Consider the following 11,560-nt stretch of genomic DNA (forward strand, 5'->3'; position numbering starts at 1 on the left):
CACCGCCCCGTTCCGCTTCTTCGACCTGTACGTCGTGCGCACCCGCCGGCTCGGCCCCTCGATGGTCCGGATCACCTTCGGCGGCGCGCGCCTGCCGGAGCTGCTGTCCGGCGGCCGCGACCAGCGGGTGAAACTCTTCTTCCCGCGGGAGCACCAGAGCGTTCCGGTCTTCGACGACCAGGGCGACGGCTGGTACGCGGCCTGGCGGGTGCAGGACCCGGCCGAGCGCAGCATCATGCGGACGTACACGGTCCGCGCGCAGCGCCAGGTCCCGGCGCCGGAACTGGACGTGGACTTCGCGCTGCACGGCGCGGAGGAGGGGACCTCGGGGCCGGCCGGCCGGTGGGCGGCGAACGCCGTGCCCGGCGACCGGATCAGCATCCTGGGCCCGGTGGTCGAGGACAACGGCGGTGTGGACTTCCGCCCGCCGCAGGGCACCGACTGGATCCTGCTCAGCGGCGACGAGACGGCCCTGCCGGCCATCGCGAACATCCTGGCCTGGCTGACGCCGGGCACCAAGGCCAAGGTGTGGGTCGAGGTGGGCCACGCGGCGGACCGTCAGGAGCTCCCCACCTTCGCCGACGCCGACATCACCTGGCTGGTGCGCGAGGAGTCGGACGCCGACCGTACGGACCGCGTACTCGCCTCGGTGGGCGCCGCTGAACTGCCCGAAGGCACGCCGTACGCCTGGATCGCGGGCGAGTCCGGCACCGTCAAGGCGCTCCGCCGGCACCTGGTCAAGGAGCGCGGCTTCGACCGCAGGGCCGTGAAATTCACCGGTTACTGGCGGCGCGGCGCGAGCGAGGAACAGCTGCTGGCCGAGCTGACGGCGGCCGCGGAGAAGTGAGCAGACGAAGGGGCCCGTCCGGCGGACGGGCCCCTTCCCCGTGCTTACAGCCCGAGGCGGGCCAGCGCCTTCTCCGCCCCGGCCGTGCACCGGCCGTCCCCGGCAGCCGTCCAGGCCGCCGCGCACAGTGCCCGCAGCCCGTCCAGAGGGGAGCCCTCGCCATCGAGTACGAGTACATCCTCGGCCACCGAGGCGACCCAACCGCCGCACCCGAAGCCGCCGTCGGCGTCCGTCACCGCCGGCTGCGGCCCGAGGATGCCGCGCAGGTCGGCGTCCACGTACGTGGGGCGGTGCTGCGGCGGCGCGGCCAGCAGCTCGGCCGCCGTGGTCACGCCGGTGAGCACCAGCAGCGAGTCCACGCCGCCGTTGAACGCGCCCTCGATGTCGGTGTCCAGCCGGTCGCCGACCACCAGCGGCCGCTGCGCCCCCGTGCGCAGCACGGTCTCGCGGTGCATCGGCGGCTGCGGCTTGCCCGCGACCTGCGGCGTGCCGCCGGTGGCGATCCGTACGACCTCTACCAGCGCGCCGTTGCCCGGGGCGATGCCGCGCTCCTTCGGGATCGTCAGATCGGTGTTGGCGGCGAACCACGGCACGCCGCGGCCGACCGCGTAGGCCGCCTCGGCCAGCTGCTCCCAGTTCTGCTTGGGGTCGTAGCCCTGCACCACGGCGGCGGGGTCGTCCTCGGCCGAGTCCACCGGCACCAGGCCCCGCTCGCGCAGCGCGACCTTCAGGCCCTCACCGCCGATCGCCAGCACCCTCGCGCCCTCGGGCACCTGACCGGCGATCAGCCGGGCGACCGCCTGCGCGGAGGTGACGACGTCGCTCGCTTCGGTCGGCAGGCCGTACCCGGACAGCTGCGCGGCCACGGCGTCCGGGGTGCGCGCGGCGTTGTTCGTGACGTACGCCAGGTGCATCCCGCCGTCGCGCGCGGCGGTCAGCGACTCCACCGCGTGCGGGACGGCGGACCCGCCCGCGTACACCACGCCGTCCAGGTCCAGCAGCGCCGTGTCGTACGCCTCGCTCAGCGTCCGGGCGCTGCCCTCCGGCCGCGTCCGCACCCGCTCGTCCATGCCGTCCAGCTCCTTAACCATCCATACCTCACACAAACGGCCATTTCCCGCCGCATTGTGTTTCTCCCCCGATCATCCCTCACCGCCCGGACCGGCATAGCATTTGCCAATGACCAGCACCGACGGCCTGCGCCTGGACACCTTTCGCGGACTGCGCTATGCGCCCCACCGGGTGAGCAGTCTCACCGCGGTCACCTCGCCCCCGTACGACGTGGTGGTCCGGCCGGACGGCGTCCGGCACCTGGAGACCGCCGATCCTTACAACATCGTCCGGCTGATCCTGCCGCACGCCGCGGACCCGGCGACCCGGCACCGCAAGGCCGCCGACACGCTCGCCCGCTGGCGCGCCGAGGGCGTCCTGACACCCGATCCGCAGCCCGCGCTGTACGTGTACGAGCAGCGCAGGGGCGATGTGCTGCAGCGCGGCATCATCGGGGCGCTGGGGCTGGACGGGCCGGTGCTGCCGCACGAGGACGTGATCGCCGAGGTGGTCGAGGACCGGGCCGCGCTGATGCGTACCGCGGCCGCAAACTTCGAGCCGCTTTTGCTGTCGTACCGGGGCGAAGGGACGGCGAGCGGCGCCACCGCGGTGATCGAACGCACCACGCAGCTGCCGCCGCTGCTGGCCACCACGACCGAGGACGGCTTCGCGCACCGGCTGTGGGCGGTGACCGACCCGGCCGAACTGGCGGCGGTGGACGCGGATCTCTCGGCCCGGCAGGCGCTGATCGCGGACGGGCATCACCGCTGGGCGACGTACCAGCGGCTCGCCGAGGAGCAGGGGGCCGGGACCGGCTCGCCCTGGTCGCGCGGCCTGGTGCTGCTGGTCGACACCGCCCGATACCCCTTGCGGGTGCGGGCCATTCACCGTGTGCTGCCGCATCTGCCGCTGGAGCGGGCGCTGGCGGAGCTGGACGGCACCTTCCGCGTGCGCGAGGTGCCCGGGCCGCTGTCCGCGGCGCTGGAGGCGCTGGAGTCGGCGCAGGGCAGCGCCTTCCTGCTCGCCTCGGGCCCGGACTCCTTCCGGCTGCTGGACAGTCCCGATCCGGAGCTGCTGGAGCGGGCGATCCGTACGGACCGGCCGGAGGCGTGGCGGCGGCTGGATGCCACCGTTCTGCACTCCGTTCTGCTGGACGAGGTGTGGCGGATTCCGGACCATCCGGACGGCATCCGCTATATCCACGACACGGGCGCGGCGCTCGAGTGGGCCGCGAAGCACGGTGGTACGGCGGTCCTGATGCGGGCCGTCGAGGAGGAGACGGTCCGTCAACTGGCCGCTCAGGGCGTGACGATGCCGCGCAAGTCGACCTCGTTCGGCCCGAAGCCGGCGACGGGACTGGTAATGCGCACCCTCGACACGGACAGCTGAGACACCGCTCCGCACCCTCTGCATCATCCTCCCCGTCCCTCCCTGGACACCCCCTGCCCACATCGACACGAGGTTAGGTTAGGCTTACCTCACCAAGTCGACGGGCTGGGGGCTTTCCCCACCCGTCCCGCGCGGGCCGTGATGCCCGTACCACGGGAGGACACTTCATGACTTTCCTCGCGCCGACCGGCGAGGACCCGTCCCTGGCCCCTGCCCCCGCTTTCACCGGCAGCAAGGACCACCTGCTCAACAACGCCACCGTCCAGTACTACCGCGACGCGGTACGGGACGGAGTCGACCGGGTGGCCGCCAGACTCGCGGCGACGGACCGCCCCTTCACCGGCATGACCGCGGACCGGCTCACCCCCGCGGTGCGCGGGATCGACCTGGAGGCGCCGCTGGGGAACGCGGCAGCCGCCCTGGACGAGTTGGAGGACATCTACCTCCGCGACGCCGTCTACTTCCACCACCCGCGCTACCTCGCCCACCTCAACTGCCCGGTGGTCATCCCCGCCGTGGTCGCCGAGGCCGTGCTCTCCGCCGTCAACTCCTCCCTGGACACCTGGGACCAGAGCGCCGGCGGCACCCTCATCGAGCAGCGCCTCATCGAGTGGACCGCGGGCCGCATCGGCTTCGGCGACGACGCCGACGGCGTCTTCACCAGCGGCGGCACCCAGTCCAACCTCCAGGCCATGCTGCTCGCCCGCGACGAGGCCCGCCGCCTCGCCCGGGAAGCCCATCCGCACCTGGACGACACCGAGGTCCGCACCCGCCTGCGCATCCTCACCTCGCAGGTCAGCCACTTCAGCATCGAGAAGGCCGCCACCCTCCTCGGCCTCACCCCCGAGGCCGTCGTCGCGATCCCCGTCGACGACGAGAAGCGGCTGCGCACCGACGCCCTGGAGAAGGAGCTCACCCGCTGCGCCGAGGAGGGCCTCATACCGATGGCCGTCGTCGCCACCGCCGGCACCACCGACTTCGGCTCCATCGACCCGCTCCCCGAGATCGCCGCGCTCTGCGCCCGCGAGGGCGTCTGGATGCACGTCGACGCCGCGTACGGCTGCGGCCTGCTGGTATCGAAGCGCCGCGGCCACCTCGACGGCATCGAGAACGCCGACTCGGTCACCGTGGACTACCACAAGTCCTTCTTCCAGCCGGTCAGTTCCAGCGCCGTCATCGTCCGCAACCGCACCACCCTGCGGCACGTCACGTACCACGCGGACTACCTCAACCCGGAGCGGATGGCGAAGAAGCGCATCCCCAACCAGGTCGACAAATCGCTTCAGACCACCCGCCGCTTCGACGCACTCAAGCTCTGGATGACGCTCCGCATCATGGGTGCCGACCGGATCGGCGAGCTCTTCGACGACGTCGTGGACCGCGCCGCCGACGGCTGGAAGCTGCTGGACACGGACGACCGCTTCGAGGTCGTCACCCGTCCCACCCTCTCCACCCTGGTCTTCCGTTACGTACCGGACCGGGACGCGGACCCCGAGCTCGTCGACCGGGTCAACCTCTACGCCCGCGAGGCGCTCGCCGCCTCCGGTGAGGCCGTCATCGCCTCCACCGTCGTCGACGGCCGGCACTACCTCAAGTTCACCCTGCTCAACCCCGAGACCACCCTCGGCGACATCGCCGCGGTCCTCGATCTGATCGCCGAGCACGCCGGCTCCCGCCTCGCCGCAGAGGCCACGCCGGAACTCACCAGCGCTCACTGACCGCCTTCACCGGAGACCTCGTGCCTACCAACCCCCCGCACGCCACGCCCGAACACGACTTCATTGCCATCGGCCTCGGGCCGTTCAACCTCGGTCTGGCCTGCCTGACCGAACCCCTCGCCGAGCTCGACGGCCTCTTCCTGGAGTCCAAGCCCGACTTCGAGTGGCACTCCGGGATGTTCCTCGAAGGCGCCCACCTCCAGACGCCGTTCATGGCCGACCTGGTCACCCTCGCCGACCCCACCTCCGAGTACTCCTTCCTGAACTACCTGAAGGAATCGGGCCGGCTGTACTCCTTCTACATCCGCGAGAACTTCTATCCGCTGCGCGAGGAGTACAACGACTACTGCCGCTGGGCCGCCGCCAAACTGAGCAGCGTCCGCTTCGGCCACCGGGTCGACTCCGTCGAGTACGACGAGCAGGCCGGGCTGTACCTCGTCCACGGCACCGACCTGGCCACCGGCGAGCGGCGCACCCACCGCGGCCGCCGCCTCGTGCTGGGCACCGGCACCCCGCCCTACCTCCCCGACTCCTGCCGGGACCTGGGCGGCGACCTGATCCACAACTCGCGCTACCTGCCGAACAGGGAAGCGCTCCAGGCCAAGGACTCGATCACCCTGGTCGGCAGCGGCCAGAGCGCCGCGGAGATCTACTACGACCTGCTCTCCGAGATCGACGTCCACGGCTACAAGCTCAACTGGGTCACCCGCTCCCCGCGCTTCTTCCCGCTGGAGTACACCAAGCTCACGCTGGAGATGACCTCCCCCGAGTACGTGGACTACTTCCACGCGCTCCCCGAGGCCACCCGCTACCGCCTGGAGTCCCAGCAGAAGGGCCTCTTCAAGGGCATCGACGGCGAACTCATCGACGCGATCTTCGACCTGCTCTACCAGAAGAACCTCAAGGGACCGGTCCAGACCCGGCTGTTCACCAACACCGCGCTGAACGACGCGTCGTACGACGAGGCCACCGGCACCTACACGCTGGACCTGCGCCACGAGGAGCAGGAGAAGGACTTCGCCCTGGAGACCCAGGGCCTGATCCTCGCCACCGGCTACCGCTACACCGCCCCGGACTTCCTCGCGCCGGTCAAGGACCGCATCCGGCTGGACGGCCAGGGCCGCTTCGACGTCGCCCGCAACTACAGCGTCGACCACAGCGGCCAGGGTGTCTTCCTGCAGAACGCCGGCGTGCACACGCACAGCATCACCTCGCCCGACCTGGGCATGGGTCCCTACCGCAACGCGTACATCATCGCGGAAATGCTGGGCCGCCAGCCCTACGCGGTCGAGAAGACCATCGCGTTCCAGGAATTCGGAGCACCGGAAGGCATCGTCCGATGAGCGACAAGAACAGCGCACCCGAGATTCTCTTCAGCCGTACCGACCCCGCACTCGGCGAGTTCGCCGTCCGCGCGCTCGACCCCCTGAAGGACACCGGGCTGCTGCACAGCTGGGTCACCCACCCCAAGGCGTCCTTCTGGATGATGCAGGACGCCACGCTCCCCGACGTGGAGCGCGAGTACATGGGCATCGCCGCCGCCGAGCACCACGATGCCTTCATCGGACTGCACAACGGCCGCCCCGCCTTCCTCATGGAGCGGTACGACCCGGCCCACGTCGAGCTGGTCGGCCTCTACGACCCCCAGCCCGGCGACGTCGGCATGCACTTCCTGACCGCGCCCAGCGACACCCCCGTACACGGCTTCACCCGAGCCGTCATCACCACCGTCATGGCGATGCTCTTCGAGGACCCGGCCACCGCCCGCGTCGTCGTCGAGCCCGATGTGCACAACAAGGCCGTCCACGCCCTCAACGAAGCCGTCGGCTTCGAGATCGTCCGGCGGATCGCCAAGCCGGAGAAAGACGCCTACCTCAGCACCTGCACCCGCGAGCAGTACCTTGCGGCGATAGGAGTGACCACCCGATGAACGCCGCCACCACCCCCAGCGACGCCGTAGCGCACCTCACCCCCGAACTCTGGGACCGGGCCGGCCGCCTCCTCATCCGCAAGGCGCTGGCCGAGTTCACCCACGAACGCCTCCTCACCCCCCGCCCGATGCTGGACGGCCGCTACTCCGTCCGCAGCGACGACGGCACCGTGGAGTACCGTTTCGCCGCCCAGGTCCTCAGCCTCGATCACTGGCAGATCGACCCCGACTCGATCACCCGCCACCGCGAGGACACCGACCTCCCCCTCGACGCCGTCGAGTTCTTCATCGAACTCCGCGACGCCCTCGGCCTCAGCGACGAGATCCTCCCGGTCTACCTGGAGGAGATCAGCTCCACCCTCTCCGGCACGGCCTACAAGCTCACCAAGGACCACGTCCCGGCCGACGAGCTCGCCAAGTCCGGCTTCCAGGACATCGAGACCGGCATGACCGAGGGCCACCCCTGCTTCGTGGCCAACAACGGCCGCCTCGGCTTCGGCATCCACGAGTACCGCGCGTACGCCCCCGAGGCCGCGGCCCCGATCCAGCTCATCTGGCTCGCCGCCCGCCGCGACCGCGCCACCTTCACCGCCGGCGCGGGCCTGGACTACGAGGCCCTGATGCACGTGGAGCTCGGCGAGGAGACCCTCAACCGCTTCGCCTCGGTCATGTCCGCCCAGGGCCTGGACCTGGCCGACTACCTCCTCCTGCCCGTCCATCCCTGGCAGTGGTGGAACAAGCTCTCCGTCACCTTCGCCGCCGAGGTCGCCCAGCAGCGCCTGGTCTGCCTCGGCCCCGGCGACGACGAGTACCTCGCGCAGCAGTCCATCCGGACCTTCTTCAACACCAGCAACCCCGAGCGCCACTACGTCAAAACGGCCCTCTCGGTCCTCAACATGGGCTTCATGCGCGGCCTCTCCGCCGCCTACATGGAGGCCACGCCCGCCATCAACGACTGGCTGGCCGGCCTCATCGACAGCGACCCGGTCCTGCGCGGCACCGGCCTGACGATCATCCGCGAGCGCGCCGCCATCGGCTACCACCACCGCCAGTACGAGGACGCCACCACCAAGGGCTCCCCGTACCGCAAGATGCTCGCCGCGCTCTGGCGCGAGTCCCCGGTACCGTCCCTGGCCCCCGGCCAGCGCCTCGCCACCATGGCCTCGCTGCTGCACACCGACCGCGACGGCGCCTCCTTCGCGGGCGCGCTGATGCGCGAGTCCGGCCTGAGCGCCGTGGAGTGGCTCCGCCGCTACCTGAAGGCGTACTTCACGCCCCTCCTGCACAGCTTCTACGCCTACGACCTGGTCTTCATGCCGCACGGCGAGAACGTCATCCTCGTCATCGAGAACGGCGTCGTGCAGCGCGCGATCTACAAGGACATCGCCGAGGAGATCGCGGTCATGGACCCCGACGCGGTCCTCCCCCCGGCCGTCGAGCGCATCCGCGCCGAGGTCCCCGAGGACAAGAAGCTCCTGTCGATCTTCACCGACGTCTTCGACTGCTTCTTCCGCTTCCTCAACGGCATCCTCGTCACCGAGGGCCTGCTGGACGAGGAGACCTTCTGGCGCACGGTCGCCGAATGCGTCACCGAGTACCAGGCGTCCGCGCCCGAACTCGCGGACAAGTTCGCCCAGTACGACATGTTCGCCGAGGAGTTCGCGCTCTCCTGCCTGAACCGCCTCCAGCTGCGCAACAACGAGGAGATGGTCAACCTCCAGGACCCGGCCGGCGCCCTCCAGCTGATCGGCAACCTGAAAAACCCGATCGCCCGCTTCGCCCCGGGCACGGCCACGGAAACGGCCGCGGTGGCGTGACACCGCGGTAACGGCTGTCCACCCCGACGGTCCGGGGCGGACAGCCGGAAACGCAAGAGGGCGGGATCCCATCGGGATCCCGCCCTCTTCACTACCCAGCTGCGGGCAATCGTGCCGCAGGGCGGCACGGGTGGGCGCAGCGGCACCCCCACGGCGGGGACGCCGCACACCGCGCCTCAGCCCCCCACAGCCCTGCGCCTACTTGTCCGCGCCCGGCTCGGAGTCCTCGTCCTTGTCGGAGAAGGTGGGCACGACGGGGTCGACGACCACGGGCTGCACAGGCTCGACGGCCTCGGCGGCCTCGACCGGCTCGGACACGGCGGTGACGTCAGCGACAGCCTCGTCCGCGACCGCATCCGCGCCCTCGTCCGTCTCGTCCTCGACCTCGTCCTCCGCCAGCGCGTCCGTGAACTCCACGCCGTCCAGCGCCGCCAGCCGGTCCGAGGCGTCCGTCGTACCGCCCTGGTCGGCCTCCAGCGCCTTGGCGAACCAATCGCGCGCCTCGTCCTCGCGGCCGACCTCCAGCAGCGCGTCGGCGTACGCGTAGCGCAGCCGCGCGGTCCACGGGTGCACCGCGTTGGACGCCAGCTCGGGGCTCTGCAGGGTCACGACGGCGGCGTCCGCCTGGCCCATGTCGCGCCGGGCACCCGCCGCGACCAGCCGCATCTCGACCTGCCCGGCCTTGTCCAGCCGCTGCACCTCGGGCTCGCCGGCCATGGCGAGGGCCTTCTCGGGCCGGCCCATGCCGCGCTCGCAGTCGGCCATCACCGGCCACAGCTCCGCACTGCCCGTCATCCGGCGCGACGCCCGGAACTCCGCCAGCGCTTCGCTGTACTTGCCGAAGCCGTACGCCGCGAAGCCGGCCGCCTCGCGGACGGCGGCGACGCGGGACGCGAGCCGCAGCGCGATACGCGAGTACTCGTACGCCCGCTCGGGGTCCTCGTCCAGCAGCTTCGCCACCATCACGAGGTTGCGCGCGACGTCCTCGGCGAGCGTCTTCGGCAGGCTCAGCAGCTCCTGCCGCACGTCCTTGTCGATCTCGTCACCGGTGACGTCGTCCGGAATCGGCAGCCGCTTGATCGGCTCCCGGTCCCGCCGGTCATCCCGACGATCGTCGCGCCGGTCATCACGGCCGCGCCCCTGCCCGTACGGCCGACGCCCACCCCGGTCGTCCTCCCGCCGGAAGCCACCACGGTCGCCGCCACGGTCGTCCCGACGGAAGCCGCCGCGGTCGCCGCCACGGTCGTCACGGCGGTCGTCCCGACGGAAGCCGCCACGGTCGCCCCCGCGGTCCGCGCCGCGGTCATCGCGACGGAAGCCACCACGGTCGCCGCCACGGTCATCGCGGCGGTCATCGCGGCGGTCGTCCCGACGGAAGCCACCACGGTCGCCCCCGCGGTCGTCACGGCGGAAGCCCCCGCGGTCGCCGCCACGGTCATCGCGGCGGAACCCACCACGGTCGTCCTCACGACGCGGCCCGCGGGGCCGGTCGTCGCGGCGGTCCGCGCCGCGGTCATCGCGACGGAACCCACCACGCTCACCACCGCGGTCGTCACGACGGTCGTCACGACGGAAGCCGCCACGGTCGTCCTCACGACGCGGCCCACGCGGCCGGTCATCACGCCGGTCGTCCCGACGGAACCCGACACGCTCGCCACCGCGGTCCGCACCGCGATCGTCGCGGCGGAAGCCGCCCCGCTCGCCACCACGGTCCGCGCCACGGTCATCGCGACGGAAGCCCCCGCGGTCGCCGCCACGGTCGTCACGGCGGAACCCGCCGCGGTCCCCGCCACGGTCATCGCGGCGGAACCCCCCGCGGTCGCCACCGCGATCGTCCTCGCGACGCGGCCCACGCGGCCGGTCGTCACGGCGGTCCGCGCCGCGGTCATCGCGACGGAACCCACCACGGTCGCCACCGCGCTCGTCACGCCGGTCATCGCGGCGGAAGCCGCCCCGGTCGCCGCCACGGTCCGCACCGCGATCGTCACGACGGAAGCCGCCCCGCTCGCCACCACGGTCATCGCGACGGAAACCCCCGCGATCGCCACCGCGGTCGTCCTCACGACGCGGCCCACGCGGCCGGTCGTCACGACGGAACCCGCCACGGTCGCCCCCGCGGTCCGCACCACGGTCATCGCGGCGGAAGCCGCCCCGCTCGCCGCCGCGGTCGTTCCCGCGGTCGTCACGGCGGCCGTAGCCGCCACCCGTACCACCGCCGGGACGGCCACCGCGGTCATCGCGACGCGGCCCCCGGTCATCACGACGGGAGTCGGGCCGGTCACCACCATCGCGCCAGCGGGGCCGGCGCTCCGATCGGTCGTCGGGAGAGTTGGTGGACATCGACGTGACTCCTGTCTTCGGTACTGCTGGTCATTCTCACGCACCGACCAGTTCGGCGCGCTTCGGCAAAAACAAAAAGGACCCTTGGTCCCAGCATGCACGCTGGGACCAAGGGTCCTGAAAGATTGTTCGGCGGCGTCCTACTCTCCCACAGGGTCCCCCCTGCAGTACCATCGGCGCGGAAAGGCTTAGCTTCCGGGTTCGGAATGTAACCGGGCGTTTCCCTAACGCTATGACCACCGAAACCCTATCGGGTTCGAGCGAACAAGCACACTCTTCAGTTAAGTAAATGAAGTGAAACTTGGTTCAACCGACGCTGCGACTGTTCGCAACCCGGGAACCACACAGTGGACGCGAGCAACTGAGGACAAGCCCTCGGCCTATTAGTACCAGTCAACTCCACCCGTTACCGGGCTTCCATATCTGGCCTATCAACCCAGTCGTCTACTGGGAGCCTTACCCTCTCAAG

9 protein-coding genes and 1 rRNA gene are annotated in these 11,560 nt (G+C 71.0%); 6 read left to right on the forward strand and 4 right to left on the reverse strand.

Translation table 11 applies throughout. The annotated features are described in order from the left end of the window. Positions 1 to 847: siderophore-interacting protein (locus CCS38_RS12250; protein WP_223733258.1), on the forward strand; the 847-nt coding region annotated here is incomplete at its 5' end. Positions 848 to 891: 44 nt separating this feature from the next. Here CCS38_RS12250 and CCS38_RS12255 read toward each other — a convergent pair. Continuing rightward, positions 892 to 1,917: an HAD-IIA family hydrolase gene (locus CCS38_RS12255; protein ID WP_223733266.1), complete on the reverse strand. Its 1,026-nt coding sequence runs from the start codon at positions 1,915 to 1,917 to the stop codon at positions 892 to 894. A gap of 109 nt (positions 1,918 to 2,026) precedes the next feature. On the opposite strand from CCS38_RS12255, the gene CCS38_RS12260 reads away from it, so the two are divergent. The 5 genes from CCS38_RS12260 (at position 2,027) to CCS38_RS12280 (ending at position 8,751) form a co-directional block, all read left to right on the forward strand. After that, a complete protein-coding gene (locus CCS38_RS12260) occupies positions 2,027 to 3,286 on the forward strand; it encodes a DUF1015 family protein (protein WP_223733259.1) in 1,260 nt (419 codons plus the stop codon). 167 nt (positions 3,287 to 3,453) lie between these two features. Next, positions 3,454 to 5,004, forward strand: coding sequence for a pyridoxal phosphate-dependent decarboxylase family protein (locus CCS38_RS12265; RefSeq protein ID WP_223733260.1), 1,551 nt, complete (start codon positions 3,454 to 3,456; stop codon positions 5,002 to 5,004). A gap of 20 nt (positions 5,005 to 5,024) precedes the next feature. Next, positions 5,025 to 6,347 carry a lysine N(6)-hydroxylase/L-ornithine N(5)-oxygenase family protein gene (locus tag CCS38_RS12270; protein WP_223733261.1) on the forward strand — a complete coding sequence of 441 codons (1,323 nt, stop codon included), beginning with the start codon at positions 5,025 to 5,027 and terminating at the stop codon, positions 6,345 to 6,347. Continuing rightward, entirely contained in the window at positions 6,344 to 6,934 is a 591-nt protein-coding gene (locus tag CCS38_RS12275) for a GNAT family N-acetyltransferase (protein ID WP_223733262.1), read from the forward strand. The genes CCS38_RS12270 and CCS38_RS12275 overlap by 4 nt, the downstream gene beginning before the upstream one ends. Then, on the forward strand, positions 6,931 to 8,751 hold the full coding sequence (locus CCS38_RS12280; RefSeq protein ID WP_223733263.1) for an IucA/IucC family protein: 1,821 nt from the start codon (positions 6,931 to 6,933) through the stop codon (positions 8,749 to 8,751). The genes CCS38_RS12275 and CCS38_RS12280 overlap by 4 nt, the downstream gene beginning before the upstream one ends. A gap of 198 nt (positions 8,752 to 8,949) precedes the next feature. Here CCS38_RS12280 and CCS38_RS12285 read toward each other — a convergent pair whose 3' ends face one another. The 3 genes from CCS38_RS12285 to rrf all read right to left on the reverse strand — a co-directional run bounded on the left by CCS38_RS12285 (position 8,950) and on the right by rrf (position 11,335). Next, positions 8,950 to 9,777, reverse strand: coding sequence for a tetratricopeptide repeat protein (locus CCS38_RS12285; RefSeq protein ID WP_223733264.1), 828 nt, complete (start codon positions 9,775 to 9,777; stop codon positions 8,950 to 8,952). After that, a complete protein-coding gene (locus CCS38_RS12290) occupies positions 9,759 to 11,039 on the reverse strand; it encodes a hypothetical protein (protein ID WP_223733265.1) in 1,281 nt (426 codons plus the stop codon). Before CCS38_RS12290 ends, CCS38_RS12285 begins: the two co-directional genes overlap by 19 nt. A gap of 179 nt (positions 11,040 to 11,218) precedes the next feature. Continuing rightward, a 5S ribosomal RNA gene (gene rrf / locus CCS38_RS12295) occupies positions 11,219 to 11,335 on the reverse strand. Between the last annotated feature and the right edge of the window lie 225 nt (positions 11,336 to 11,560).

Origin of the sequence: Streptomyces purpurogeneiscleroticus (assembly GCF_020024005.1) — a bacterium.
Taxonomy (GTDB): Bacteria; Actinomycetota; Actinomycetes; order Streptomycetales; family Streptomycetaceae; genus Streptomyces; species Streptomyces purpurogeneiscleroticus.

What these genes read in the sequence shown, in the direction of transcription:
- CCS38_RS12255 (WP_223733266.1), bottom strand. Translation starts at nt 1,917, where the DNA reads ATGGACGAGCGGGTGCGGACGCGGCCGGAGGGCAGCGCCCGGACGCTG.
- CCS38_RS12260 (WP_223733259.1), top strand. Translation starts at nt 2,027, where the DNA reads ATGACCAGCACCGACGGCCTGCGCCTGGACACCTTTCGCGGACTGCGC.
- CCS38_RS12265 (WP_223733260.1), top strand. Translation starts at nt 3,454, where the DNA reads ATGACTTTCCTCGCGCCGACCGGCGAGGACCCGTCCCTGGCCCCTGCC.
- CCS38_RS12275 (WP_223733262.1), top strand. Translation starts at nt 6,344, where the DNA reads ATGAGCGACAAGAACAGCGCACCCGAGATTCTCTTCAGCCGTACCGAC.
- CCS38_RS12280 (WP_223733263.1), top strand. Translation starts at nt 6,931, where the DNA reads ATGAACGCCGCCACCACCCCCAGCGACGCCGTAGCGCACCTCACCCCC.
- CCS38_RS12290 (WP_223733265.1), bottom strand. Translation starts at nt 11,039, where the DNA reads ATGGTGGTGACCGGCCCGACTCCCGTCGTGATGACCGGGGGCCGCGTC.